At 74.1% G+C, this 24,978-nt stretch carries 22 protein-coding genes and 1 pseudogene; 13 read left to right on the forward strand and 10 right to left on the reverse strand.

The features are described from left to right. Nucleotides 1–81 precede the first annotated feature (81 nt). From ABS735_RS06335 to ABS735_RS06360, 6 genes are all read left to right on the forward strand, one after another. Nucleotides 82–1,536, forward strand: a complete 1,455-nt coding sequence (locus ABS735_RS06335) for an HtaA domain-containing protein (RefSeq protein WP_373901851.1) — start codon at nucleotides 82–84, stop codon at nucleotides 1,534–1,536. A 30-nt stretch (nucleotides 1,537–1,566) separates the two neighbouring features. Then, nucleotides 1,567–3,180 carry an HtaA domain-containing protein gene (locus tag ABS735_RS06340; RefSeq protein ID WP_373901852.1) on the forward strand — a complete coding sequence of 538 codons (1,614 nt, stop codon included), beginning with the start codon at nucleotides 1,567–1,569 and terminating at the stop codon, nucleotides 3,178–3,180. Between the two features lie 41 nt (nucleotides 3,181–3,221). Then, nucleotides 3,222–3,503, forward strand: coding sequence for a hypothetical protein (locus ABS735_RS06345; RefSeq protein WP_373901853.1), 282 nt, complete (start codon nucleotides 3,222–3,224; stop codon nucleotides 3,501–3,503). A gap of 123 nt (nucleotides 3,504–3,626) precedes the next feature. Then, entirely contained in the window at nucleotides 3,627–4,061 is a 435-nt protein-coding gene (locus ABS735_RS06350) for a hypothetical protein (RefSeq protein ID WP_373901854.1), read from the forward strand. Nucleotides 4,062–4,069: 8 nt separating this feature from the next. Continuing rightward, nucleotides 4,070–4,714, forward strand: coding sequence for a PhzF family phenazine biosynthesis protein (locus ABS735_RS06355; RefSeq protein WP_373901855.1), 645 nt, complete (start codon nucleotides 4,070–4,072; stop codon nucleotides 4,712–4,714). Nucleotides 4,715–4,816: 102 nt separating this feature from the next. After that, nucleotides 4,817–5,029, forward strand: coding sequence for a hypothetical protein (locus tag ABS735_RS06360; RefSeq protein WP_142198957.1), 213 nt, complete (start codon nucleotides 4,817–4,819; stop codon nucleotides 5,027–5,029). Nucleotides 5,030–5,126: 97 nt separating this feature from the next. Here the strand turns inward: ABS735_RS06360 and ABS735_RS06365 are convergent, their stop codons facing one another. Together ABS735_RS06365 and map are read right to left on the reverse strand one after the other, a co-directional pair. Continuing rightward, nucleotides 5,127–5,774, reverse strand: a complete 648-nt coding sequence (locus ABS735_RS06365; protein ID WP_373901856.1) for a biliverdin-producing heme oxygenase — start codon at nucleotides 5,772–5,774, stop codon at nucleotides 5,127–5,129. Between the two features lie 130 nt (nucleotides 5,775–5,904). Further along, a complete protein-coding gene (gene map / locus ABS735_RS06370; protein WP_059302845.1) occupies nucleotides 5,905–6,762 on the reverse strand; it encodes a type I methionyl aminopeptidase in 858 nt (285 codons plus the stop codon). Between the two features lie 58 nt (nucleotides 6,763–6,820). Between map and ABS735_RS06375 the strand changes: the two genes are divergently transcribed. After that, nucleotides 6,821–7,063: a hypothetical protein gene (locus tag ABS735_RS06375; RefSeq protein WP_373901857.1), complete on the forward strand. Its 243-nt coding sequence runs from the start codon at nucleotides 6,821–6,823 to the stop codon at nucleotides 7,061–7,063. On the opposite strand, the pseudogene ABS735_RS06380 reads toward ABS735_RS06375, so the two are convergent. Together ABS735_RS06380 and ABS735_RS06385 are read right to left on the reverse strand one after the other, a co-directional pair. Then, a pseudogene (locus ABS735_RS06380) lies at nucleotides 7,064–8,405 on the reverse strand (MFS transporter). It lies immediately after the preceding gene. Nucleotides 8,406–8,593: 188 nt separating this feature from the next. Further along, nucleotides 8,594–9,208 carry a hypothetical protein gene (locus ABS735_RS06385; protein ID WP_373901858.1) on the reverse strand — a complete coding sequence of 205 codons (615 nt, stop codon included), beginning with the start codon at nucleotides 9,206–9,208 and terminating at the stop codon, nucleotides 8,594–8,596. A 131-nt stretch (nucleotides 9,209–9,339) separates the two neighbouring features. Between ABS735_RS06385 and npdG the strand changes: the two genes are divergently transcribed. Together npdG and ABS735_RS06395 are read left to right on the forward strand one after the other, a co-directional pair. Further along, nucleotides 9,340–10,068, forward strand: coding sequence for an NADPH-dependent F420 reductase (gene npdG, locus ABS735_RS06390; protein ID WP_373901859.1), 729 nt, complete (start codon nucleotides 9,340–9,342; stop codon nucleotides 10,066–10,068). 53 nt (nucleotides 10,069–10,121) lie between these two features. Beyond that, complete coding sequence (locus ABS735_RS06395; RefSeq protein ID WP_328560122.1) at nucleotides 10,122–10,322, forward strand: hypothetical protein; 201 nt, start codon at nucleotides 10,122–10,124, stop codon at nucleotides 10,320–10,322. 6 nt (nucleotides 10,323–10,328) lie between these two features. Here the strand turns inward: ABS735_RS06395 and ABS735_RS06400 are convergent, their stop codons facing one another. Continuing rightward, nucleotides 10,329–11,126, reverse strand: a complete 798-nt coding sequence (locus ABS735_RS06400; RefSeq protein WP_373901860.1) for a site-2 protease family protein — start codon at nucleotides 11,124–11,126, stop codon at nucleotides 10,329–10,331. Nucleotides 11,127–11,328: 202 nt separating this feature from the next. On the opposite strand from ABS735_RS06400, the gene ABS735_RS06405 reads away from it, so the two are divergent. Beyond that, on the forward strand, nucleotides 11,329–15,102 hold the full coding sequence (locus ABS735_RS06405; RefSeq protein WP_373901861.1) for an AfsR/SARP family transcriptional regulator: 3,774 nt from the start codon (nucleotides 11,329–11,331) through the stop codon (nucleotides 15,100–15,102). 23 nt (nucleotides 15,103–15,125) lie between these two features. Here ABS735_RS06405 and ABS735_RS06410 read toward each other — a convergent pair whose 3' ends face one another. From ABS735_RS06410 to panB, 3 genes are all read right to left on the reverse strand, one after another. Next, complete coding sequence (locus tag ABS735_RS06410; protein ID WP_373901862.1) at nucleotides 15,126–15,965, reverse strand: ABC transporter permease; 840 nt, start codon at nucleotides 15,963–15,965, stop codon at nucleotides 15,126–15,128. Then, nucleotides 15,962–16,993, reverse strand: coding sequence for an ATP-binding cassette domain-containing protein (locus ABS735_RS06415; protein ID WP_373901863.1), 1,032 nt, complete (start codon nucleotides 16,991–16,993; stop codon nucleotides 15,962–15,964). Before ABS735_RS06415 ends, ABS735_RS06410 begins: the two co-directional genes overlap by 4 nt. 221 nt (nucleotides 16,994–17,214) lie before the next feature. Next, nucleotides 17,215–18,090 (reverse strand): 3-methyl-2-oxobutanoate hydroxymethyltransferase, encoded by an 876-nt coding sequence (gene panB / locus ABS735_RS06420; RefSeq protein WP_373901864.1) that lies wholly within the window; start codon nucleotides 18,088–18,090, stop codon nucleotides 17,215–17,217. A 339-nt stretch (nucleotides 18,091–18,429) separates the two neighbouring features. On the opposite strand from panB, the gene ABS735_RS06425 reads away from it, so the two are divergent. Next, nucleotides 18,430–19,482 (forward strand): endonuclease/exonuclease/phosphatase family protein, encoded by a 1,053-nt coding sequence (locus ABS735_RS06425; protein ID WP_373901865.1) that lies wholly within the window; start codon nucleotides 18,430–18,432, stop codon nucleotides 19,480–19,482. Nucleotides 19,483–19,604: 122 nt separating this feature from the next. After that, a complete protein-coding gene (locus ABS735_RS06430) occupies nucleotides 19,605–20,831 on the forward strand; it encodes an MFS transporter (RefSeq protein WP_373901866.1) in 1,227 nt (408 codons plus the stop codon). Nucleotides 20,832–20,948: 117 nt separating this feature from the next. Here the strand turns inward: ABS735_RS06430 and ABS735_RS06435 are convergent, their stop codons facing one another. Continuing rightward, nucleotides 20,949–23,432, reverse strand: coding sequence for an ABC transporter permease (locus tag ABS735_RS06435; RefSeq protein WP_373901867.1), 2,484 nt, complete (start codon nucleotides 23,430–23,432; stop codon nucleotides 20,949–20,951). Beyond that, on the reverse strand, nucleotides 23,426–24,202 hold the full coding sequence (locus ABS735_RS06440; protein ID WP_373901868.1) for an ABC transporter ATP-binding protein: 777 nt from the start codon (nucleotides 24,200–24,202) through the stop codon (nucleotides 23,426–23,428). The genes ABS735_RS06435 and ABS735_RS06440 overlap by 7 nt, the downstream gene beginning before the upstream one ends. 133 nt (nucleotides 24,203–24,335) lie before the next feature. Between ABS735_RS06440 and ABS735_RS06445 the strand changes: the two genes are divergently transcribed. Continuing rightward, complete coding sequence (locus tag ABS735_RS06445; protein WP_373901869.1) at nucleotides 24,336–24,953, forward strand: TetR/AcrR family transcriptional regulator; 618 nt, start codon at nucleotides 24,336–24,338, stop codon at nucleotides 24,951–24,953. Nucleotides 24,954–24,978: the final 25 nt, after the last annotated feature.

Below are 24,978 nucleotides of genomic sequence, written 5' to 3' on the forward strand. Positions count from 1 at the left end.
CGACGGCCGATGCCGGTCGACTAGAGCTTAGGTTAGCCTTACCTTTGTTCGCTACCGGCCCCCCGATCCGGAGGACTTCGCATGCCCGCCCGCCTTCGCGCCCTGGTCACCCTGGTGTGCGCGGCCGTTCTCGGCGCCCTGCTCCCCGTGACCGCCGCCCACGCCGAGAGCAGGACCGTGCAGGGCGGACGCCTCGACTGGGGCATCAAGTCCTCCTTCCAGAGCTATGTCACCGGGCCCATCGCCAAGGGCAGTTACTCCCTGACCGGGGGAGCGGCGACCGTCGGCGGCAGCGCCTTCCGCTTCCATTCGGCGACCGGCACCTACGACGCCGCCACCGGCGCCTTCCGTGCCGCCTTCTCCGGCGGCGTCCACTTCCTCGGCCACCGCACGAGCGGCGGCGCCCACCAGCTCGACCTCACCCTCAGCCGTCCCACCGTGAGCATCTCCGGCGCCACCGGCACGCTCCACGTGGACGTCGTCAGCCGGGCGAAGGACACCGGGGCGGTCACGACGTCCCGTCAGGTGCCCTTCGCCTCCCTCTCCCTCGGCGGCATCGACATGCGGGGCGGCGGCAGCACCGTGGCCCTGAACAACCTGCCCGCCACCCTCACCGCCGAGGGCGCCCGCTCCTTCGCCGGGTACTACACCGCCGGGACCGCGCTCGACCCGGTGAGCCTGTCCGTCGACGTCGAGGCGTCCGCGCCGCAGCAGGAGAAGCAGCCGTCGGCCACCCCCTCACCGTCCGCCAAGTCGCCGAAGCCCACGAAGACGTCGGGCGGCGCGATCCAGGACGGCGCCGTCGACTGGGGCGTGCGCCGCACCTTCCGCGAGTACGTCACCGGCGACATCGCCGACGGCAAGTGGGCCCTGTCCGCGGGCGCCCAGGACGGCGGCGCGCTCTTCCGCTTCCCCGGCGGCGAGGGGACGTACGAGGACGGCGATCTCACCGCCGCCTTCGAGGGCGCGGTGCGCTTCACCGGCGCCCACGGCCTCGACCTGAGCCTCGGCAACGTACGCACCGTCGTCGAGGACGGCAAGGGCACGCTCTACGCCGACGTGACGAGCCCGGACGTCAAGGAGAAGAAGGTGCCCCTGGTCACCTTCACCGCCGCCGAACTGAAGCCGTCCGGCGGTCTGGTGAAGGTCACCGAGGCCCCCGCCGAGCTCACCGCGCGCGGCGCGAAGGCCTTCGGCGGCATGTACCGGGCCGGCACCGAGATGGACCCGGTGTCCCTCGCCGTCGCGCTCACCGCCGGCGCGGAACTGCCCGCCCTGCCCGACCTCGGCAGCGAGCCCACGCCGAGCGCGAGTCCGCAGCCCGGGAAGACCGCTGCCGACACCTCCGCCGCACCCGTCGCGAGCACCACCGACGACGGCGACTTCCCCGCACTTCCCGTCTCCCTCGCGGCCGGCGCCCTGCTGCTGGCGGCCGCCGCCCTCGTGGCCGTCGCCCTCCGCAGGCGCCGCGCCCGGCCCGCCGCGTCCGCCGCCTCCGCCGAGTCCCCGGCGGGCCCGGCCCCGGACCAGGGCTGAACACCCCCGACACCCAAGGAGAACCGAGCCATGCCCGTCAGACGACGCCGCTCCACCGCACTCGCCGCCGCCGTGGCCACGGCCGCCGCCCTCGGCGCGACCGCCCTCGCCACGCTGGGCGGCGCCACCACCGCCTCGGCGGCCGAATCCCCGCTCTCGGACTACGAGTTGACGTGGGGCATCAAGCAGTCCTACCGGACGTACGTCGGCATGTTCGGCAGCTTCACCGCCTCCGAGGGCGCCACTCAGGCAGCCGGGAACGGCGCGTTCACGTTCACCGACGGCACCGGGACGTACGACACCACGGCGCACACCGTCGACCTCGGCTTCAAGGGCAGGCTGGTGAGCGCGTCCGCCGCGCACCACTTCGAGGTCACGCTCACCGACGTGCGCTTCGACAGCGGCGCCGGTGAGATCACCGCGGACGTGACGGCGGTCGACACCTCCGGGGCGACGCCCGTCAAGAAGGGCGACGACGTACCGCTCGCCACGGTCGACGTGACCCGCGAGATGACCGGCATGGCGACCACCCTCACCACCGAGGCGGGCGAGTACCTCGGCAGCGCGGACTACGCGGGCGCGGCCGGCGACCCGCTGACGGTGGCCAAGAAGACGCAGCCGAGCACGGAGCCCACCACCGGGCCGTCCGGGGAACCCAGCACCGAGCCGTCCACCGAGCCCACCGACCCGGAACCGACCGACCCTGACCCCACCGACCCTGACCCCACCGACCCGGCACCGACCGACCCGGAACCGACCGCCCCGGAGACCACACCCGGCCCCCAGGACCCGAGCCCCACCGCGAGCACGAGCGCCTCGCCCTCCGTCCCCGCGAGCGCGGCCCCCACCAAGGGTGAGATCGTCGACGGCACCCTCGGCTGGGGCGTGAAGGAGTCCTTCCGTTCGTACGTCGTCGGCAACATCGCCAAGGGCAAGGTCACCGTCTCCGGCGGTGCCACCCAGGCCGCCGGCAACGGCGCGTTCACCTTCAAGGACGCCACCGGCACCTACGACACGGACGCCGACAAGCTGACCGCCACCTTCGAGGGCGCCGTCAACTTCAAGGGTCACGAGTCGGGCGGCGAGTACGGCCTCGACCTGACCCTGAGCAACCTGAAGGCCACCCTCGACGGCGGCACCGGCACGCTGAGCGCCGACGTGAACAGCCTCGGCGCGCGGACCGAGGGCGTGGTCCTGGCCGACCTCAAGGCCGAGTCCGGCGATCTGCGGGCCGCCGAGAACGTCATCACGGTCGACGGCATCGCCGCCACCGTCACCGAGGCCGGTGCGGAGGTCTTCGGCAACTACCCGGCCGGCACCGCCCTCGACGCCGTCGACCTGTCGGTGGCGCTGAGCGACGACGCCCGACTGCCGGACGGCGACGGCACGGGCACGACCGGCGGTGCGGGCGGCTCGGGCGGCTCCACCGGAGGAGGCACGGGCTCCGCCGGCGGCGCCGCTTCGACCATCGGCGGCACGGGCACCACCACGGGCGGCTCGATCGGGGGCGGCAGCCTGGCCTCCACCGGTTCGGACATACCGGGCCCGGCGCTGGGCGTGGCGGCGGGCGTCGCGGTCGTGGCGGGCGCGGGCGCCGTGTTCGCGGTCCGCAAGCGGCGTACCGGGGCACAGCCCGCCGAGTAATGCCTTGCGGGCCGGGGCGGCCCACCCTCGATACCGGGCCCGTGCGACGGGCGACGAGGGAACGGACGGGCGGGCCACTGGTCCTGGACGTCCGTGGCCGCCCCGGCCCGCCACCGCTGCGTTTCGTCCGGGCCGAGGACGGCGGCGCGCCCACGCTCCACCAGGGCGACCGCCCCCTCACCCGGGCCCGGTGGCACGGCGGCGGCTGCTGTCGCGAGCTGCACCTGCGCCGCCTGCCGGGGTACCGCTCCCCGCTGCCGCCGCTGCGCGCCGCGTTGATGCGTGCCCCGGCCGCCGACTGGCGCCACCGCTACGCCCGATAGCTGGAGGACGGCCCCCACGGACCTCTGCACGACGGACGCTGGTCGGTCACCGCGCGCGCGTCGTTCGCTCCGGGCATCTGGACCGAGGACTTCGTACGGGACTGGCCCGGCATCGTCCTGGAGATGCTCTGCGGGGGCGGCTGGCACGGCGTCCTGCCCCTGCGCCCGCTCTCCCCGCCCGACGCGCCGCGCGTCAAGGCGTACCGCAAGCACGCCCGCGACGGCACACTCGCCCCGGTCCTGCTGTGGTGGGTGTCGTTCCTCGACGGCTGGCTCGTCCTGGACGGCCACGACCGCGCCGTGGCGGCGCTGGCGGAGGGCGCCGAGCCGGCCTGCGTGGTGCCGGCCCTGCTGCCGGAGGAGGCCACGTGGCGGCGGACCGCCGACGCGGTCACCGAGGGGCACGAGCAGCGGACGTCCCGGCTGTCGGCCCGCCCCGCCGGCCCGGGGATCGCGCGCCAGTACGCCGCCCTGGAACGCGGGTACGCGGACGCGCTCGCGACCCTCCCGTACGACGAGGCCCCCACCCCGCTCTGGCCACCCCCGGACGATGCTTGAATGCCCCGGTGACCGACTACGACGTACTGCGTGTCTTCTGCGCGCCCAACGGCGGATACGGCAACGAACTGGGCGTCGTCCGGGACGGATCCGTGCTGCCCGAGCCCGAGCGGCGGCAGGAGCTCGCCGCGAAACTCGGCTTCAGCGAGACCGTGTTCGTCGACGACCCGGAGCGCGGCGTCGTCGACATCTACACGCCCACCCTGCGCCTGCCCTTCGCCGGCCACCCCTGCGTCGGCACCGCCTGGCTGCTCGACGTGCCCGAACTCGTCACCCCGGCCGGGGTGGTGGGCGCCCGGCTGGACGGGGAGTTCAGCTGGATCGAGGCCCGCCCCGAGTGGGCCCCGCCGCGCACCCTGCGCCAGTACGCCACCGCCGCCGAGATCGACGACCTCGCGGTGCCGCCGAAGGGGGAGTGGCTGTACGCCTGGGCCTGGGAGGACGAGGCAGCCGGCCGGGTCCGCGCCCGCGCCTTCCCGGGCCGGGACGACGGGATCGGCGAGGACGAGGCGACGGGCGCGGCGGCGCTGCTGCTGACCGCACGGCTGGGCCGCGCCCTCAACATCACGCAGGGGGCCGGCTCCCAGATCCTCACCGCACCGCAGCCCGGGGGCTGGGTCGAGATCGGCGGGCGGGTACGCCTGGAGCGGTGACAGATGTCCGGTACCGCGCCTCCGTACGGGTGGAACAGCGTGTGCGCGCCACGGCGAGGGGGGACCTCTGGGCCTGACCGCTCAGCCCCCGAGAGGAAACCCATGCGCATCCGCTCCGCACTCGCCACGGTCCTGCTGACCGCCGCCATGACCGCCGGCGGCGCCGCGACCGCCACCGCCTTCGACGGCCCCCTGCACGGTGACGAGGACGCCACCTGCAGCCCGTACTTCGGCGCCATCACCACGGACAGCACCGGCGACCTGTACTTCGGCGGCATCAACTGCCGCAGCGACGACTACGACATCGACAACTGAGTCGGTAGGGCCGCTCGCTCCCGGTCCCCCCCAGGCCACCTGGCCGAGGGGGACCGGCCCGTCTTTCGGGCCGGCGCGTGCCCGGAGCCGGCGCCACTCACGCGGACAGCGGGAACTCCTCGCCCAGCGCCCGGAAGACCGCCGTGTTCAGGGCGAAGGCGCGCTTGCACTCGGCGACGACCCGCTGCTTCTCCAGGTCGTCCGCGCGGATGCCGTCCAGCAGTTCGCGGTACTCCCGCTTGAAGGCGGCCGGGTTGGAGATCTCCTCGAAGACGTAGAAGCGGACCCCGTCGCCCTTCCTGGCGAAGCCCCACGTCCGCTCGGCCTTGTCGCGGATGATCTGGCCGCCCGACAGGTCGCCGAGGTAGCGCGTGTAGTGGTGCGCGATGTACCCCGCCGGCCACTCCTCGGCGCACTCGCGTACCCGGGCCGCGTACGCCTCGGTCGCGGGCAGGGCGGTCAGCCCCGCGCGCCAGTCGGCGCCGCGCAGGTGCGCCAGGTCCCTCTCCAGGGAGGCAAGCCGCAGCAGCTCCGGCCGGACGAAAGGCCCGGCCACCGGGTCCGCCGCCAGCTTTCCGGCGGCGGCCTCCAGGGCTTCGTAGACGAACCACAGCTGCTCGGTGTAGCGCGCGTACGCCTCCACGCCGAGCCGGCCCCCGAGCAGGTCGCTCATGAAGGTGGAGGTCTCCGCCTCCACGTGCTGCTCGTGGGACGCCGTGCGGATGAGGGTCGAGAAGGAGTCCATGAGGCCGATCTTCTATGGTTAGGCTTACCTAAGTCAAGAGTCTTTCCGACGCCTTGTCGGTAAAAGCGTACCCGGAAACGAAAAGGCCCACCCTCCGTGGAGAGCGGGCCTTGAAGGGGGTGCGGCGCGGCTACGGAAGCGTGAGGATCTCCGCGCCCGAGTCGGTCACCACCAGCGTGTGCTCGAACTGGGCCGTGCGCCTGCGGTCCTTCGTCACGACCGTCCAGCCGTCGTCCCACATGTCGTACTCATGGGTCCCGAGCGTCAGCATCGGCTCGATGGTGAAGGTCATCCCGGGCTGGATGACGGTCGTCGCGTGCGGGCTGTCGTAGTGCGGGACGATGAGTCCCGAGTGGAACGACGAGTTGATGCCGTGACCGGTGAAGTCCCGCACCACCCCGTAGCCGAACCGCTTGGCGTACGACTCGATGACCCGGCCGATGATGTTGATCTGCCGGCCCGGCTTGACCGCCTTGATCGCGCGCGCCAGTGACTCCCGGGTCCGCTCGACCAGCAGCCGGCTCTCCTCGTCCACGTCGCCGACCAGGTAGGTCGCGTTGTTGTCGCCGTGCACCCCGCCGATGTACGCCGTCACGTCCAGGTTCACGATGTCGCCGTCGCGCAGCACCGTGGAGTCGGGGATGCCGTGGCAGATGACCTCGTTGACCGAGCTGCACAGGGACTTGGGGTAGCCCCGGTAGCCGAGCGTCGAGGGATAGGCGCCGTGGTCGCACATGTACTCGTGCGCCACCCGGTCCAGCTCGTCCGTCGTCACGCCGGGCGCGATGTGCTTCGCGGCCTCCTCCATCGCCCGCGCAGCGATCCGCCCGGCCACGCGCATCGCCTCGACCGTCTCGGGCGTCTGCACCTCCGGTCCGGTGTACGGCGTCGGCGCGGGTTTGCCGACGTACTCGGGCCGGCGGATGTTTCCGGGCACGGAACGGGTGGGGGACAGCTCCCCTGGGACGAGCAGCGACTGGCCAGACATGCAGCGAGTCTAACCAGCACGCAGGGGGGAAGATGTCGGTGGCGAGAGGAGCTGCCCCATGGCCCTGTTCAAGAAGCGCACGGTCGGCAAACCGGGCGAGTGGTACTACTGCCTGGAGCACCAGAAGGTCGAGGAGGGCCCGGACTGCCCGGGCAAGGACCGCTTCGGGCCGTACGCCTCCCGCACCGAGGCCGAGCACGCGATGCGGACCGCCCGCGAACGCAACCTCGAGTGGGAGAACGACCCCAGGTGGCACGACGCCTCCGGCCCGGGAAGCGCCGACGGCGACCGGGACGACTGATCAGCCGCTCGCGGCGTCGGCTGCGCGCTTCTCGCGCAGCCGCACCGCGTGCTCGTTCGTCCGCACGTCGTACGTCATCATCGTCGGCAGGCACAGCGCCAGCAGCCCCACCGCACCCGCGCACAGCAGCCCGCCCGACCACACCGACGCCCGGACCCCGACGAGCGCGGCCGTGCCACCCGCCCGGACCTGGCCCAGCTGCGGGCCCACCGAGTACGACAGCAGCTCGATCCCGGCGAGCCGGCCGCGCAGCTCGTCCGGGATGGTCTGGTTCCACATCGCGCCGCGGAAGACGCCGCTGACCATGTCGCAGGCCCCGGCGAGGACGAAGCACAGCAGCACCAGCCACACGTTCCCGGCGAAGCCCGCGGCGGCGATCGCCAGGCCCCACCCGGCCGCCGCGAACACCACCATCCGCCCGTGCCGGTGCACCCGCGACGTCCACCCGCTGCTCACGCTCACCAGCAGCGAGCCCGCCGGAATCGCCGCGTACATCAGTCCGAGCGACCACTCGGCGTCCAACTCGTCGGCCAGGAACGGCAGCACCGCGAGCGGCATCGCCAGGAGCATCGCCGCGATGTCGACCGCGTACGTGCCCAGCAGCTCCTTGCGGCTCCACGCGTACCGGGCGCCCTCGGCGATCGCCGCCAACGAGGGCTTGCGCGCCTCGTGCGAGGCGGGCGAGGAGGCGAGCCCCGCCACCAGGGCCACCGAGGCGGCGAAAGTGACCAGGTCGACCGCGTACGCCCAGCCGAGACCGGCGTACGCCACCACCACGCCCGCCAGCGCCGGCCCCGCGATCCCGCCGACCTGCCAGCGCAGCGAGTTCAGCGAGGCGGCGGCCGGCAGGTGCTCGTGGGCCACGATCCGCGGGATCAGCGAGTCCAGGGCCGGGCGCTGGACCGCGCCGAGCGCCGAGGTGAACGCGGCGATCACATACAGCGGCCACACGGCCGGGCTCGGCATCAGCGCATTGACCAGCAGTGCGGCGCACAGCACGCCCTGACCGGCCTCCGTCCACAGGATCAGCCGCCGCTTGTCCCCAGGCGTCGGCCAGCGCACCCCCGTACAGCCCGAACACCACCAGCGGCACCAGCTCCACGGCACCGATCGCGCCCACCGCCGCCGCCGAGCCCGTCAGCTCCTTGATCTGCACCGGCAGCGCGACGAACGTCAGGAAGCTCCCGAAGTTCGTGATCAGACCCGAGACCCACAGCCGCCGGAAGTCCCGGGAGGCCCGCCAGGGGGAGAGGTCGGGCAGCAGGGCGCGCAGGCCGGCGGGCGCGTCGGCCGCGTCGGCCGCCTTGTCGGCGGGGGCGTCGGCGGGGGAGGTGTCGGTCACGAGGGGTCATCGTCCGGCGGCCGGACGAGCGCGGGCAACCGGTTTTCCCGGCGGCCGTCACAGGCTGGGCGGCGGCGGATCCCGGTCGGGCGGGCGGCTGTTGTCATCGGCTGGGTGGCGGCGGGCACCGGCCGGGTGGGGGGCTGTCACCGGTCGGGTGGCGGCGGTCACCGGTCGGATCGCGGCCGTCACCACCCCGACGGCGGCGGCGCCGTCAGGTGGTCGGCGAGGCGGGACAGGCGGTCCCGGAAACGGCGGCGGCCCCGGGGCGGCGGCACCGCGTTCTCCCCGGCCGACGCGCTGACCAGGTGCTGCACCGTGTCCAGGTCCAGCTCGGCGCCGTCCGGGACGGACAGCGTCTCGTGTGCCATCGCCGTCAGCTCCCGCTCGCCCGGTGCGCGGTCGGTGCCCAGCGCCAGCACCGTCGCCCCGGCCCGGCGGGCGTCGCACACCCGCTCCAGGAGCCGGGCGCCGGGGTCGTCGGGCGTGACCACGAGCAGCGTCTCCCCGCGCCGGACCGCCGCCAGCCGCCCGAGGCCGACCGCGAGGTGCGCCGGGTCCGACGGGCGCGCGTCGTGCCGGACCAGCGTCGGCGCCAGCTCCGGCGTCCCCGACCAGGCGGCCTCGTCCACCAGGTGGGCCGCCAGGTGCCAGGGCTCGTACTCCGGGGTGCCCACCAGCAGCAGACCGCCCCCGTGCGGGACCACCGACCCCCGCAGCGCCCCCGCGAACCTCCGGGTGGCTCCCAGCCACTCGGTCCCGGCGAGCACTTCCCGCAGCAGCGCGACCCGTACGGCGTCCATGCGGCCGCATCCTGCCGCAACCCCGTCCGCGCGGTCCGGCGTTCGCCCCGGATTCACCCGGCCCGGGGACCGCCTCCCACCCGCCGGGACCCGTACCCCTGCGGCGGCCGTCGCGGACGTAGGGTCGGCCCATGACCTCTACCGACAGTGCAGACAGTGCTGCACAGAAGGCCCCCGCCAAGGCTCCGGCCAAGGACCCCTGGGACCTGCCCGACGTCTCCGGGCTGGTCGTCGGCGTGCTCGGCGGCACCGGGCCCCAGGGCAAGGGCCTCGCGTACCGCCTCGCCAAGGCCGGCCAGAAGGTGATCGTCGGCTCCCGCGCCGCCGAGCGCGCCGAGGCCGCCGCCGAGGAGATCGGGCACGGCGTCGAGGGCGCCGACAACGCCGAGACCGCCCGCCGCAGCGACGTCGTGATCGTCGCCGTGCCGTGGGACGGCCACGCCAAGACCCTCGAATCCCTGCGCGAGGAACTCTCCGGCAAGCTCGTCGTCGACTGCGTCAACCCGCTCGGCTTCGACAAGAAGGGCGCCTACGCGCTCAAGCCCGAGGAGGGCAGCGCCGCCGAGCAGGCCGCCGCCCTGCTGCCGGACAGCCGGGTCGCCGCCGCCTTCCACCACCTCTCGGCGGTCCTCCTCCAGGACCCGGAGATCGACGAGATCGACACCGACGTGATGGTGCTCGGCGAGGAGCGCGCCGACGTGGAGATCGTGCAGGCCCTCGCCGGGCGCATCCCCGGTATGCGCGGCGTCTTCGCCGGGCGGCTCCGCAACGCCCACCAGGTCGAGTCGCTGGTCGCCAACCTGATCTCCGTCAACCGCCGCTACAAGGCACACGCCGGGCTCCGCGTCACCGACGTATGAGGCGATGGGGGACACTGGTCGGTACCAGTGTCCCCCCGACAGGAGCCGTTCCCATGCCCCGCCTCGCCCTCTACGCCCTGGTCGTCTGCGTACTCGCCGTGGCCGCCGCCGTCGTCTCCTTCGTGCAGGGCAGCGTGCTGATCGGCGTCGTGTGGGTGCTGCTGTCGGGGCTGTCGTCCAACATGTGCTGGTACTACGTCAAGCGCGGCCGGGACGCCCGCCGCGCCGCGTCCTCCACGTCCGTCACCGGCTGAGCGGCGTCATCCGCCCGGCGTGCACAGCGGGTCGGTCTGCCAGAAGCGGTACAGCTCGAAGCCGCAGTACGTGTCGACCTCGCCGATGCCCAGGCCTCGCAGGAGCGCGTCGATCGCGTCGAAGAACACGCCGTTGAGCGCCGGGATCCACAGCAGCGCGAACACGATCAGCAGCCCGAACGGCGCGAGCGGCTCCACCTGCCGCCGCACGTTGTACGACAGCCAGGGCTCGATCACGCCGTAGCCGTCCAGGCCCGGCACCGGCAGGAAGTTCAGGATCGCGGCCGTGACCTGGAGCAGCGCGAGGAACGCCAGCGCGAGCCGGAAGTCGCGCGGCACGCCGTCCAGCGCGTCCAGCCAGAACGGCGCCGTGCACACGACGGCGAACAGCACGTTCGTCAGCGGGCCCGCCGCCGAGATCAGACTGTGCCGCCAGCGCCCCCGGATCCGCCCGCGCTCGATGAAGACGGCACCGCCGGGCAGACCGATCCCGCCCATGATCACGAACAGCACCGGGAGCACGATGCTCAGCAGCGCGTGCGTGTACTTCACCGGGTTCAGCGTGAGGTAGCCCTTCGCGCCGACCGAGATGTCGCCGCTGTGCAGCGCGGTGCGGGCGTGCGCGTACTCGTGCAGGCACAGTGACACGACCCAGGCGGCCGTGACGAACAGGAACACGGCCAGACCCGGCTGCTCGGCGAACCCGGTCCAGGCGGCCCAGCCCGTGACCGCGGCGACGGCGACGATCCCGAGGAAGACGGGACTGATACGCCGGTCGCTCGGGCGGGCGGTGGCGGTGGACATGGGACTCCCTGACTGTCGGGCACACGTGACGGGCACCCGCGGGGTGCGGGACTGCCCGACCGTACCGGGCGCACGGGGAGAACGTCTCGTGCGGGGCGGACGGTTCCGCGACGGGGGACGGGGGAGAGGGCGGCGGAGGCCGGCCACGCCGTGCGGCCAAAACCCCGTGACCGGCTCCGACGGCAGCGGGGACAATGGGCCCGTGCGCTATCGCATCCTCGGCACCACACAGGTACTCCGTCCCGACGGCACGGCCGTCCCGCTCGGCGGGGCGCGGCTGCGCGCCCTGCTGACCGTGCTCGCCCTCCGGGCCGGCCGCGCCGTCCCCGCGGGGCTGCTGGTGGAGGAGGTCTGGGACGGAGACCCGCCCGCCGACGCGCCGGGCGCCCTCCAGGCCCTGGTCGGGCGGCTGCGCCGGGCGCTGGGCGCGGACTCGGTCGCCTCGGCCGACGGCGGTTACCGGCTCGCGGCCGTCCCCGACGACGTCGACCTGCACCGCTTCGACCGGCTCGCCGGTGAGGGCACCCGCGCCTTCGCCGACGGCGACCCGGCCAAGGCCGCCGTCGTGCTCGACGACGCCCTCGCCCTGTGGCGCGACCCCGTCCTGCCCGACCTGCCCGACCGCACCGCCGAGGTCGCCCGCTGGGAGACCCGGCGCCTGGACGCCCTGCGTGCCCGCCATACCGCCGCCCTGGACCTCGGGCAGGCCGAGCACGCGCTGCCCGAGCTGAAGGCACTGTGCGACGGGCACCCCCTGGACGAGCCCCTCCAGGCGCTGCGGCTGCGCGCCCTGCGCGACACCGGCCGCACCGCCGAGGCACTGGCCGCCTACGAGGCCGTACGCCGACTGTTCGCGGACCGGCTCGGCACCGATCCGGGCCCGGAGCTGCGGGCACTCCACGCAGAGCTGCTCAGCCCGCCGGCACCGACACCCACGACCACGCCACCGGGCACGACCACGCCACCGGGCGCGGCCTCGGCACCCGGCCCGGCGACGGGTCCGGGCACGGTGCCGGGGTCGGGTCCGGGCGCGGTGCCCGGTCCGGCGTCGGCACCGGCCTCGAACCCCGGTCCGGCGTCGGCCCCCGGTCCGGCTCCGGGGCCCGCCGTCGCGCCCGTCTCCCGTACGGGACCTGGCTCAGGTAGGTGGCCCGCCTCCGAGACGGCATCCGGGTCTTCCACCGCGCCGGTCCACGGCACGGCACCTGCCTCCCGTGCAGCGCCTGCTTCCCGCACGGCGTCCGCCGTCGGCACGGAGCCCGCGTCCGCCACCGGCCCGGAGTCCGCCACCGGCCCGGAGTCCGCCACCGGTCCGCGGTCGACCACCGCACCCGCGTCCGGTACGGCACCCGTGCCGGCGACGCCACCGCGATCCGCCGCCGCGTCCGCACCCGCCACATCACCCGGGGCCGTCACCGCACCCGCCCCGGAGGGGTTCCGCCCCCGGGGCAACCTGCGCGCCCGGCTCACCTCCTTCGTCGGCCGGGACGGCGACGTGGAGGCGCTGCGCACCGACCTCGCGAGCACCCGGCTCGTCACCCTCCTCGGGCCCGGCGGGGCCGGCAAGACGCGGCTGTCGCAGGAGGCCGCCGAGGGGGCCGGGGACACCGCGCCCGACGGCGTGTGGCTGGCCGAACTGGCGCCGGTCGACGACCCCGCCGACGTACCGGAGGCCGTCCTGACCGCCGTCGGCGCCCGCGAGACCGTGCTCTACCGCGCCGGCGCCGAGGAGATGCGGGCCGTCACCGCCTCCGAGGGGCAGGACACCGCCGTCGAGCGGCTCGTCGAGCACTGCGGCCGGCGCCGCATGCTGATCGTCCTCGACAACTGCGAGCACGTCGTCGACGCCGCCGCCCGCCTCACCGAGGAACTCCTCGCCCGCTGCCCCCACCTCACCGTCCTCGCCACCAGCCGCGAACCCCTCGGCGTACCGGGGGAGTCGCTGCGCCCCGTGGAGCCGCTGCCCGAACCCGCCGCGCTGCGGCTGCTCGCGGACCGGGGAGCCGCCGCCCGCCCCGGCTTCCGCGTCGACGCCGACGCGGAGACCGCCGCCGCCTGCGCCGAGATCTGCCGCCGCCTCGACGGACTGCCGCTCGCCATCGAACTGGCCGCCGCCCGGCTCCGCATGCTCAGCCCGCGCCAGATCGCCGACCGCCTCGACGACCGCTTCCGCCTGCTCACCTCCGGCAGCCGCACCGTCCTGCCCCGCCAGCAGACCCTGCGCGCGGTCGTCGACTGGTCCTGGGACCTGCTCGACGAGGACGAACGCGACGTTCTGGGACGGCTGTCGGTCTTCGCGGGCGGCTGCGACCTCGCCGCCGCCGAGGCCGTGTGCGGGCCCGCCGCGCTGGACGCCCTCGGCTCCCTCGTCGACAAGTCCCTCGTCGTGGCCACCCCCGTGACCGACCGCGGCACCGGCGACGGCATGCGCTACCGGCTCCTGGAGACCGTCGCCGAGTACGCCGGCGAGCGCCTCGACGAGGCCGGCGCCCGCCCCGCGGCCGCCCGCGCCCACCTGACGTACTACCGCGAACTCGCCCGCACCACCGACCCGTTGCTCCGCGGCCCGCAGCAGCTCGCCGCCATCGAGCGGCTGGAGCGCGAGTACGAGAACCTGCGCACCGCCCTGCGCCACGCCGTCGCCGAGCGCGACGAGCAGGAGGCGCTGTGCCTGGCGCTGTCGCTGGCCTGGTACTGGCAGATGCGCGACCTGCGGGTGGAGGCCCGGAACTGGCTCGTCGAGGTCATGGCGCTCGGCCCGGACCCCTTCACCGAACCGGTCACCCCCGCCCGGCCGGTCTGGGAGCGGTGCACCTCCGCGCCGCCCCCGATGACCGGCGAGGTTCTCGCCGAGGCCCGCCGCGGGGTCCACCTGGCCCATCTGGCCTGCATGGACACCGAACTGGACGCCTGGCAGAACCCGGCGTCCCAGCGCAAGCTGCGCGTCATCGCGGACACGTACGAGCCGGGGATGCCGCAGACCTGCTTCAGCCCCGGAGTGCTCTGGTTCTTCGCCGTGATGCTCACCGGCGACATGGCGCGGCTGCGCGAGATCATGGACGCCACCCTGCGCACCTGCCGCGCCACCCCGGGCTACGAGTGGGAGCTGGCCGGCGGCCTGCAGATGCGCGCCCAGATGCTCGCCAACCGCACCGACTGGGCGGGCGACGCACTCCGCGACGCCGACGAGTCCCTGGAGATCTACCGCCGTCTCGGCGACGCCTGGGGCATGGCCGAGGCCCTCTCCGGACGTGCCGAGGCCCGGGAGCGCGTCGGCGAGTACGGGCTCGCCGCCGACGACTACCGGGCCGCGGCGCAGCACGCCGAGAGGCTCGGCGCCCACGCCCAGGTGGACATCCTCGACGCCCGCCTCGGCAGCGTGCTGCTGGAGGCGGGCGAGTCCGAGAAGGGCGAGCGCATCCTGCGCGACGTCATCGAACGCACCCGCGGGACCGGCCACAACGGCGCGATGCCCGCGGCCCGGCTGTTCCTCGCCGGGCGGCTCGGCATGACCGGGCGGACCGCCGAGGCCCGCGAGCAGCTGCGGCTGCTGCGCGAGGAGTTCTCCATCGCCCACTTCGTGGTCTTCGACGCCTTCATCCTCGCCGCGGAGGCCTGGATCGACACACTGGAGGGCCGGCACGAGGAGTGCCTGACCAAGGTCCGCCAGTCGTTGGAACGGGCCGAGGATCCGCTCTCCACGGCCATCGCCCCGCACATGCGCTCCGCCTACCTGACCATCGCCGCGATGGCGATGGCCGGCCTGGACGGCGGCCGCCCGGCCGCGGACGGCGCACGGTGCATCGGCGCCGCCGACGCCATGCTCCCGCCGGGCCACGTCTCGTCGGGCATGGAGCGGGACGCGCGCGGGCGGGCCGTGGAGCGGGTCCGCGAGGTGCTCGGCACCGAGGCGTACGACGTCGCGTACGCCGAGGGCGGCCGGCTCTCCGTCGAGGAGGCCGTCGCCCTCGTCTGACGCGTACGGCGTCCGTGCCACGGTCAGGTCTTCGTACGGAACTTGTGGATGGCGACCGGTGCCATCACCGCGGTGATCGCCACCGACCAGCCGAGCGTGATCCACAGGTCGTGCGCGACCGGGCCGCCCACCATCAGCCCGCGCGCCGCGTCGGCGAGCGTGGACAGCGGGTTGTAGTCGGTGAAGGACTGCAGCCAGCCCGGCATCGACTGCGTCGGCGCGAAGATCGAGGAGCCGAACTGCAGCGGGAACAGCACCATGAAGCCCATCGCCTGCACGGACTGCGCGTTCTTCAGGACCACGCCCAGGGTGAGGAACACCCACATGATCGACGAGGCGAACACCGCGGACAGACCCACGGCCGCGAACAGTCCGGCCCAGTGATCGATGTCGAAGCCGACCAGCACGGCGACGATCATCAGCACCGTGGTGGCGAACAGCATCCGCGCCATCTCCACCCCGATCTTCGCGAAGAGCACCGAGCCGCGCCCGATCGGCAGTGACCGGAAGCGGTCCATGACACCGGAGTTGAAGTCCTGGCTGAAGCCGGTGCCGACGCCCTGGGACAGCGTCATGCTCATCATCGCGATCATGCCGGGGATCACGTACTGCACATAGCCGTCCTGCCCGCCGCCCAGGGCCTGGCCGATCGACCCGCCGAAGACGTACACGAACAGCAGGGTGAAGACGATCGGCATCAGCAGCGCGTCGAACATCGACTCCGGGTCCTGCCGGATCCACAGCAGGTTGCGGCGGACCAGGGCCCCGGTGTGCCGCACGTGCGCGCGCAGCGAGATCCGGGCGTCGGGAGCGGGAGTCACGGCGGCGGTGGGGGTGGGGGCGGTGGGGGCGGTGGCGCTCATACGGCGACCTCCTCGCGGGCGTCGTCGGTGGCGGGCGCGGGGTCCTGCGGGGCACTGGCACGGTGGCCGGTGAGCGACAGGAACACCTCGTCCAGGCTGGGCAGTTCGGTGGTGACGGAGGAGACGGTGATACCGCGCGCGGTGACCGCGCCGACCACGGCCGTCAGCTGCTCGTCGCTGAGGATCGGCACCAGGACGGCACCGCGCTCGGTGTCCACCGTGGTGCTGGCGAGCCCGGTGATGCCGAGTTCGTCCAGGTAGGCGGCGAGCGGGCGCAGTTGGAGCGGGTCGGCCGGGCGGACCCGCAGGGTGCGGCCGCCGACCTTGGACTTCAGCTCCTCGATGCCGCCGTTCGCGATGACCTTGCCGCGGTCCACGACGGTCAGCTCGGAGGCGAGCTGCTCGGCCTCCTCCATGTACTGCGTGGTGAGCAGCACGGTCACGCCGTCGCCGACCATGCGCTTGACCTCGTCCCACACCTCGTTGCGGGTGCGCGGGTCAAGGCCGGTGGTGGGCTCGTCCAGGAACAGCACGGACGGATGCCCGATCATGGAGGCGGCCAGGTCGAGCCGGCGCCGCATGCCGCCGGAGTAGGTGGACGCGGGCCGCTTGCCGGCCTCGGTGAGCGAGAACCGCTCGAGGAGTTCGTCGGCCCGGGTGCGCGCGTCCCGGCGGGACAGGTCGAGCAGCCGGCCGATCATGTAGAGGTTCTCCCAGCCGGGGAGCTTCTCGTCCACGGACGCGTACTGCCCGGTCAGCCCTATGACCCGGCGCAGCTGCCGAGGCTGCCGTACGACGTCGTAGCCGGCGACGTGCGCCTGGCCGGAGTCGGGGGTGATGAGGGTGGACAGGATGCGTACGAGGGTGGTCTTGCCGGCGCCGTTCGGCCCGAGCACGCCCATCACGGTGCCCTCGCGCACGTCCAGGTCGACGCCGTCCAGCGCCTTGGTCTCGCCGTAGTGCTTGACCAGCCCCCGCACGGTGACCGCGCTGTCCGCGGCCCGGGGGATGTCGTCGATTCGCTTCATGCCCCAGACGATGGCAGGGGCCACCGACAAACCGCCGACATTCCACCGACAGCACGACCTGCGGCGCCGACATCGCACCGACAGGCACCGCAACCATCAATGGAGGAACCACGACGGCGAGCAACCAGCTCCGCGAGAGCGGCGCCGGTGCAGGCGCACAGAGGGGCCCCGCCGACGGGGGAAGATCGGCGGGGCCCCTCTGGTCGTACCGCGATGGTCTCCTAGTGGACGGAGTGCTCGTCCTGCGGGAACGTGCCGCCGACGACGTCCTCGGCGTACGCCTTGGCCGCGTCGCCCATGACCTTGCGCAGGTCGGCGTACTGCTTGACGAACTTCGGCATCCGGCCGCCGGTCAGCCCGAGCATGTCGGTCCACACCAGCACCTGGGCGTCCGTGTCCGGACCCGCGCCGATCCCGACCGTCGGGATGTGCAGCGTCCGGGTCACCTCGGCGGCCAGCTCGGCCGGCACCAGCTCCAGGACGACCGCGAAGGCGCCCGCGTCCTGCACCGCCTTGGCGTCGCGCAGCAGCTGCTGGGCCGCCTCCTCGCCGCGTCCCTGGACCCGGTAGCCCATGGAGTTGACGGACTGCGGGGTGAGGCCGATGTGCGCCATCACCGGGATGCCGGACTCCACCAGCAGCTCGATCTGCCGGTGCGAGCGCTCGCCGCCCTCCAGCTTGACCGCCCCGACCCCGGCCTCCTTGACCAGCCGGGTCGCCGAGCGCAGCGCCTGCACCGGGCCCTCCTGGTAGGAACCGAAGGGCAGGTCGCCCACGATCAGGGCGCGGCCGGTGCCCCGGACGACCGCGGCCGAGAGCATCGTCATCTCGTCCAGGGTGACGGGCACGGTGGTCTCGTAGCCGAGGTGGCAGTTGCCCGCGGAGTCGCCGACGAGCATCACCGGGATGCCGGACTCGTCGAAGACGGACGCGGTCATCGCGTCGTACGCGGTGAGCATGGGCCACTTCTCGCCGCGCTCCTTGGCGGCGGTGATGTCCCGGACGGTGATACGGCGGTTGATCTTGCCGCCGTACAGCGCCCTGCTCCCGTCGGCGGGGGTGCGCTGCGGCGTCTGGGCAGCCGAAAGCTGCGTCATGGCAACGGCTCCTTCATGTCATCTCGAGGCGCCCTGACGGCGTCCCCGGATCCCTTCCATGGTGGCACTTGTGGCGTGCCGACGGCTAGTGGGGCCCTCGTCACGGGTCATCGCGTGCCATCGCGCGTCATCACGTGCCACGGGGTGGCTCATGGGGTGAAATGTGCCCGTTCTGTCACAGAGCCGCCCGTCCCGGCGCCGGGCGGAACTCCCCGGGGAGGCCCACACGTCCTCGTGCCCGTACGGCCGTCCAGGGGCGGCGGGATCGGAACCGATCATCCCCTATGGTGCTGAGTCACAGGGGGCGACGGTGTGCACGGCAGGCAGTGAGGCGACGGTATGGCGCAGCAGGCGTACATGACGGAGACGGACAGCGGCGGCTCGGAGCCCGACCGCCGGGAGACCCGGATTCGGCGCCTGTTCGACCGGGCGGTCAGCGGCTGGCGCGGCGACCGGCGGATCTGGCGTCGGGGTCTGGTCACCGCCGCCGTCGCGATCCTCCTGTCCGGCGTCATGGCGGCCCACTCGCACATCCCGAACGCCATCGGCAACCTCGGCAGCCTCACCGAGACCTTCCTGCCGTGGTTCGGCCTGCTGGTCCCGGTCCTGCTGGTGATCGCCCTGGTCCGCAAGTCGGCGACGGCGCTGATCGCGCTGGTGCTGCCGGTGAGCGTGTGGCTCAACCTCTTCGGCGGCCTGTTCTTCGACAAGACCGGCTCCGGCGGCGACCTCACGGTGGCCACGCACAACGTCAACGCCGACAACGCCGACCCGGCGGGCACCGCCCGCGCCGTCGCCGCCGCCGGCGCGGACGTACTGGCCCTGGAGGAACTCAAGGCGTCCGCCGTACCGACGTACGAGAAGGCGCTGGAGGCGAAGTACCCCCACCACGCGGTCGTCGGCACCGTCGGGCTGTGGAGCAAGTACCCGGTCAGCGGCGTGAAGGCCGTCGACATCGAGCTGGGCTGGAAGCGCGCGATGCGCGCCACCGTCGCCACCCCGTCCGGACCGATCGCGGTGTACGTCGCCCACCTGCCCTCCGTACGGGTGAAGCTGGAGGCCGGTTTCACCGCCCGGCAGCGGGACAAGAGCGCCGACGCCCTCGGCGAGGCCATCGCCGACGAGAAGCTGCCCCGCAAGATCCTGCTGGGCGACCTCAACGGCACCATGAACGACCGCTCGCTCACCGCGATCACCTCCCAGCTGCGCTCCCCGCAGGGCGCCGTGGGCGACGGCTTCGGCTTCAGCTGGCCGGCGTCCTTCCCGATGGCCCGCATCGACCAGATTTTGGTCACCGGCGTCGAACCCACGACGAGCTGGACCCTCCCGGCGACCGGCAGCGACCACCTCCCGATCGCCGCGCGTGTGAAGGTCGACACAACGGCTTCCTAGAATTCGCCTGCGGAATACCCGCCCTGAGAGTCTTTGTTCCGTACGGGAACATACAGTCGCACCTCCCGCGCCCTCCCGTGCCTCCCGTACGGAACCCCTGCTCTCGAAAGGCGAGACCCTTCATGCCCCTGGCCCTGCTCGCCCTTGCCGTGGGCGCCTTCGGCATCGGTACCACCGAGTTCGTGATGATGGGCCTGCTGCCCGACGTCGCGGACGACCTGGGCATCTCCATCCCCACCGCCGGCCACCTCGTCTCCGCCTACGCGCTCGGCGTCGTCATCGGCGCCCCGCTGCTCGCGGCGGCGACGACGCGGATGTCCCGCCGCGCCGTCCTGATCGCCCTGATGGCGCTGTTCGTCCTCGGCAACGCCCTGTCGGCCGTCGCCCCCGGCGAGATCTCCCTTTTGGCCGCCCGCTTCGTCAGCGGTCTGCCGCACGGCGCCTTCTTCGGCGTCGGCGCGGTCGTCGCCACCGGCATGGTCGCGCCGGAACGCAAGGCCCGCTCCGTCTCCCTGATGTTCCTCGGGCTCACCGTCGCCAACATCGTCGGCGTCCCCGCCGCCACCGCCATGGGCCAGCAGCTCGGCTGGCGGGCCACCTTCCTCGGCGTGAGCGCGATCGGCGTGGCGGCGATAGCGGCGCTGGCCGTCCTGATCCCGCGCGACCACGCCCCCGCCCCCACCACCGGCCTGCGCGGCGAACTGGCCGCCCTGCGCTCCCTGCCCGTCTGGCTGGCCCTCGGTACGACGGTCGCCGGGTTCGGCGCGCTCTTCGCCGCGTACAGCTACATCACGCCGATGCTGACGGACGCCGCCGGGTTCGCCGAGACCAGCGTGACGCTGCTGCTCGCCCTGTTCGGCGTCGGGGCCACCGCGGGCAACCTGCTGGGCGGACGCCTGGCCGACCACTCCCTGCGCGGCACCCTCTTCGGCGGCCTCGCCTCCCTGGTCGTGGTCCTCGCCCTCTTCCCGCTCCTGATGCGCACGCCGGTCACGGCGGCCGTGTCGGTGGCCCTGCTCGGCATGGCCGCCTTCGTCACCGGCTCCCCGCTCCAGCTGATGGTCATGGAGAAGGCCGCCGCGGCCCCCTCCCTGGCCTCCTCCGCCAACCAGGCCGCCTTCAACCTGGCCAACGCCGGCGGCGCCTGGATCGGCGGCCTCGCCCTCGCGGCGGGCCTCGGCACCACGTCCCCGGCGACGGCGGGCGCGGCCCTGGCGGTCCTCGGGCTCGGGGTCGCGGGCACGGCGTGGACGGTGGACCGCCGCCGCGCCTCCACCGGTGCGGTGTCCGGACGGGAACGCGTGGTCGCGGGGCACGTACCGGAGGCGGTGGAGGCGGTACGGCGGTGACGGGCGGGGTGTGTACGCCCCCGCACCCGCACCGCGGACTGACCTCCGGGACACGCCGGAGCGGTCGGCGCACCGTTCCTCACCCACGGGTCCCGTGGGTGAGGAACGGGGGCAGGGTCAGGCGGCGCGGCGCCGCAGCGCGGACGCCACCGGCACCACCGTGCCGAGTACCGCCAGCAGCGCCGAAGCGGCCGTGACCGCGCCGACCGCCGCCCACGGCACGACGACGGGTGCCGTGCCGAAGAGCTGGTGCAGGGCGGCGCCGAGACCGAGGAGATTGACCCCGGCGGCGAGCAGCGCGAGGGCCACCCCGACCGCCGTGACCAGGAGCGCCTCGGCGACGAAGAAGTGCAGCACCTGGCGCGGCGTGGCCCCGGTCAGGCCGAGGACGGCCAGGTCGCGGCGCCGGTCCGCGGTCGCCATCAGCAGCGTGTTCAGGATGGCCACGAAGCAGAACAGCACGACGATCACGGCGGTGGACCGCTGCCGGGTCTCGGTGAGCCGGCGTGCCTGCGCCGACTCGGCGGCGACCAGCCCGTCCCGGGTGGTGAGCCGCGCCCCGCTGCCCGCGAGCGCCGCCCGCACCCGCGCGAGGGCGGCCGGGCGGTCGGTGCCCGGAGCCAGGGAGAGGGAGGCACGGCGGACCAGGCCGTCGCGGGCGGACAGGCCCGTTCCGGCGAAGCGCTCCGGCAGATAGGCCACGTCCTCACCGGGCAGCGCCGCATAGGTGGCGGCCACGCGCAGGGTGACCCGGCGGCCGTCCGCGAGCCTGGTACGCACCCGGTCGCCGACCCTCATCCCCCACCGGTCGGCGACGGCCATGCTCCGCTCGTCCAGGTCGTCCAGCGACCCGTGGACGACCTTCAGGCGGGTGGACCGACGCAGGGCTTCGGGGTCGACCGCGAGCCCGTCGTTCTCCTCCAACCGCCCGTCCCCGTCCGGGAAGTAGACGGTGGTCGGCACAGGCGCCGCGACACGCACCCCCGCCACCCGGGCCACCCGCTCCGCCACACGCGGACTGAACCCGGGCGTCCCGACCTCGGGTACGACGGCGTACGGCGCCCCGACCCCCGCGCGGAACCCCGCGTCCCGTGCGGCCCCCAGCGAGTCCGTGGCCGTGAGCAGGGACAGCGCCAGCCCGACCGTCAACAGCACGGGCGCCGCGGTGGCCGCCGTACGCCGGCGCGAGGTGAGCGCGCTCTGGCGCACGACGAGGGCGGCGGGACCGCGCAGCCGCCGCAACGGCCACATCAGCACCCGGACGACGGGACCCACGAGCAGCGGTGCCAGCGCGGCGACGGCGACGACGGGCACCAGCAGCGAGACCACGTACGCCGTGGGGGAGAGGACCGTGCGCGGCGCGGCGAGCCCGATCCAGCACACCGTGCCCACCCCGCCGACCAGTCCCACGACGCCGAGGACGGCCCGGCCGGGCGTCACCGCCGTGTCCTCGGCCGTACCCTCCCGCAGCGCCTCCACCGGCCGTACGCGCGAGGCCCGGCGTGCGGCGGCCACCGCACCGCAGAGCGCCACGAGCAGGCCGGTCAGGACGGCGGCCCCGAGCGGCGCGAGCACGCCCCGCCGCGCGGAGATCTCCACCACGAACCAGGGCGGTGCGATGTCCATCCCGACGAGCAGACCCGTCAGCGGCCGCGTGCCGAGGAGCCCCGACACCCCACCCAGTGCCGACGCGAGAGAGCCCACCAGCAGGGCCTCCGCGCGGACCATGCGGCGCACCTGCCGTCCGGTGGCGCCCACCGTGCGCAGCAGGGCGATCTCCCGGCGGCGCTGCACCACCGCGAAGGCGAAGGTGGAGGCCACCACGAACACCGCGGTGGTACCGGCGACCGCGGCCATCACCGGCAGCAGGGTGAGGGTGTTGTCCAGGGCCTCCCGGTCGTTGGCGGCGTCCGCGTCGGCGCGGTGGCGGTCGGCCCCCGTGAGTACCTCGGCGTCTGACGGGACCACCGCGCGCACCCGCTCCACCGGCCCCAGCGCGACCAGGGCGTCGACGCGGGGCGACAGCCGCTCCGCCTCGGCCGCGCTGAAGAAGACGGCGTCCTCCCAGCCGACCGGCGCCACGGTGCCGACGACGGTGTAGCGTCCCGGCCCGGCGGCTGCCGTCAGCACGGTCACCGTCTCCCCGGCGCGCGCCCTTCCCGCCGCGACGACGATCTCGTCCGCCGCACGCGGCGCCCGCCCGTCCCGCAGCGCGTACCCGCCGAACTCGGCCACCGGCCAGGGGTGTCCGACCTGCTTCTTCGCGCCGCCGCCGCTCGCGAGCTGCGCGTAGAAGGCCCGGTCCACGACCGCGGCCCCGGTCGCGGACACGTCCCGTACCAGTCGCGGGGACAGCCCCCGGGCCGCGGCGGGCGACCGTACGCCGAGATCGTGCTGCGCGGAGTCCCACCGGGGATCGGCGGGCAGGACTACGGCGGGCGCGTGGGCGAACCGGTGCGGGGGCCGCGCGGGCGGCTCGGCCGCCGCCATCAGCACCACACCCAGGGCGGTCAGTTGCGCCACCGCGAGGACGAGCGCGACGACCGTTCCGAGGAACGACACCCAGCGGACGCGAAGCGTGCCCAGCGCGGTCCTCAGCACGGGATCCCTGCCGCTTCTTCTGCCGCGGGCCGGCCCAGCGCCGTCATCCGCTCGGCGACCGCCTCCGGGGTGGGCGAGCGCAGCTCTCCCGCGAGGAGCCCGTCGGCGAGGAAGACCACGCGGTCGGCGAAGGCCGCGACCTGCGGATCATGGGTGACCATCACGACGGTCCCCGCCTCCCGTTCACCGGGGGAGTGCACCAGGCCCCGCAGGACGCGCAGCAGTTCGCGCCCGGTCGTGAGGTCGAGCGCGCCGGTCGGCTCGTCGGCGAAGAGGACGGCCGGGCGGGTCACCAGCGCCCGGGCGACGGCCACCCGCTGCTGCTGGCCCCCCGAGAGGTGATGCGGACGGCTTCCGGCCCGGTCGCCGAGCCCCACCTGCTCCAGGGCCCGACGCACCTCCCCGCGCGCCGGGCGCCGTCCGGCGAGCCGCAGGGGCAGCGCCACGTTCTGCTCGGCGGTGAGCGAGGGCAGCAGGTTGTACGCCTGGAAGACGAACCCGGTGGCTGTCCTGCGCAACCGGGTCCGTTCCGTCTCGCTCAGCGAGGTCAGGTCGGTGCCGTCCAGGACGACGCGTCCGGAACTGGGCCCGTCGAGCCCGGCGGCGCACTGCAACAGGGTCGACTTGCCCGACCCCGAGGGTCCCATCACGGCGGTGAAACAGCCCCGCGGGAAGCCGATGTCGACCGGGCCGAGGACGGTCACCTCCGTCCGGCCCGATCCGTACCGCTTGGTCAGCGCCTCGAGCCGTACCACGTCGTCGTCACTCATATCGATCGCTCGCTCCCCCTCGACCGCACGCATGTGGACGACGTCCACATTTTCGACGCGTCGTAGACTAGCCCTTGATGTGGACGTCGTCCACATCAAGGAGGATGGGGGAACCGCGGAAAGAGGAGCGCCGATGGCGACACGGGACACCTACCGGCACGGCAACCTGCGCAACGCGCTCATCAAGGCCGGCGTCGAACTGGCCCGCGACGGCGGCCCGGACGCGGTGGTCCTGCGCGAGGCGACCCGACGGGTGGGCGTCGCCCCGAACGCGGCCTACCGCCACTTCGCCGACCGCCGCGCCCTGCTGGCCGCGGTCTCGCAGGCGGGCCTGGCGGAGCTGGCCCGCACGATGGAACGCGAACTGGCGGCGACCCCTTCCCCGCCCCGCGCACGCCTCCGCGCCCTGACCCGCGGCTACCTCGCCTTCGCCCGGGCCCAGCCCGGCCTGTTCCGCGCCGCGTTCGCGACGACGGGCATGGCCGACACCGACACGGAGGAAGCGGCCGGGGCCGAGGGCCGGACCGCCTACCGTCTCCTCTCCGAGGCTCTGGACGACCTGACCGCCGCGGGCGCGCTGCCCCCCGAACACCGCCCGGGCGCCGAGTACTTCGTCTGGTCCACCGTCCACGGCATGGCCGTACTCCTCACCGACGGCCCCCTGCGCGGCATCACCCCGGCGCGGGCGGAGGAGGCGGAGCGCAGGGCGATGGACGCGGTGGAGCGGGGGTTGTGCCGCACGTCCGAGTGACAGGGTGACCGTATCCCGTCACTCG

This window comes from Streptomyces sp. MMCC 100, from assembly GCF_041538145.2.
GTDB lineage: Bacteria > Actinomycetota > Actinomycetes > Streptomycetales > Streptomycetaceae > Streptomyces.

Excerpts from the sequence above, each read along its gene's own strand:
- ABS735_RS06335 (WP_373901851.1), top strand. The coding sequence starts at position 82 with ATGCCCGCCCGCCTTCGCGCCCTGGTCACCCTGGTGTGCGCGGCCGTT.
- ABS735_RS06340 (WP_373901852.1), top strand. The coding sequence starts at position 1,567 with ATGCCCGTCAGACGACGCCGCTCCACCGCACTCGCCGCCGCCGTGGCC.
- ABS735_RS06350 (WP_373901854.1), top strand. The coding sequence starts at position 3,627 with ATGCTCTGCGGGGGCGGCTGGCACGGCGTCCTGCCCCTGCGCCCGCTC.
- ABS735_RS06360 (WP_142198957.1), top strand. The coding sequence starts at position 4,817 with ATGCGCATCCGCTCCGCACTCGCCACGGTCCTGCTGACCGCCGCCATG.
- ABS735_RS06365 (WP_373901856.1), bottom strand. The coding sequence starts at position 5,774 with ATGGACTCCTTCTCGACCCTCATCCGCACGGCGTCCCACGAGCAGCAC.
- map (WP_059302845.1), bottom strand. The coding sequence starts at position 6,762 with ATGTCTGGCCAGTCGCTGCTCGTCCCAGGGGAGCTGTCCCCCACCCGT.
- ABS735_RS06375 (WP_373901857.1), top strand. The coding sequence starts at position 6,821 with ATGGCCCTGTTCAAGAAGCGCACGGTCGGCAAACCGGGCGAGTGGTAC.
- ABS735_RS06385 (WP_373901858.1), bottom strand. The coding sequence starts at position 9,208 with ATGGACGCCGTACGGGTCGCGCTGCTGCGGGAAGTGCTCGCCGGGACC.
- npdG (WP_373901859.1), top strand. The coding sequence starts at position 9,340 with ATGACCTCTACCGACAGTGCAGACAGTGCTGCACAGAAGGCCCCCGCC.
- ABS735_RS06395 (WP_328560122.1), top strand. The coding sequence starts at position 10,122 with ATGCCCCGCCTCGCCCTCTACGCCCTGGTCGTCTGCGTACTCGCCGTG.
- ABS735_RS06400 (WP_373901860.1), bottom strand. The coding sequence starts at position 11,126 with ATGTCCACCGCCACCGCCCGCCCGAGCGACCGGCGTATCAGTCCCGTC.
- ABS735_RS06410 (WP_373901862.1), bottom strand. The coding sequence starts at position 15,965 with ATGAGCGCCACCGCCCCCACCGCCCCCACCCCCACCGCCGCCGTGACT.
- ABS735_RS06415 (WP_373901863.1), bottom strand. The coding sequence starts at position 16,993 with ATGAAGCGAATCGACGACATCCCCCGGGCCGCGGACAGCGCGGTCACC.
- panB (WP_373901864.1), bottom strand. The coding sequence starts at position 18,090 with ATGACGCAGCTTTCGGCTGCCCAGACGCCGCAGCGCACCCCCGCCGAC.
- ABS735_RS06425 (WP_373901865.1), top strand. The coding sequence starts at position 18,430 with ATGGCGCAGCAGGCGTACATGACGGAGACGGACAGCGGCGGCTCGGAG.
- ABS735_RS06430 (WP_373901866.1), top strand. The coding sequence starts at position 19,605 with ATGCCCCTGGCCCTGCTCGCCCTTGCCGTGGGCGCCTTCGGCATCGGT.
- ABS735_RS06440 (WP_373901868.1), bottom strand. The coding sequence starts at position 24,202 with ATGAGTGACGACGACGTGGTACGGCTCGAGGCGCTGACCAAGCGGTAC.
- ABS735_RS06445 (WP_373901869.1), top strand. The coding sequence starts at position 24,336 with ATGGCGACACGGGACACCTACCGGCACGGCAACCTGCGCAACGCGCTC.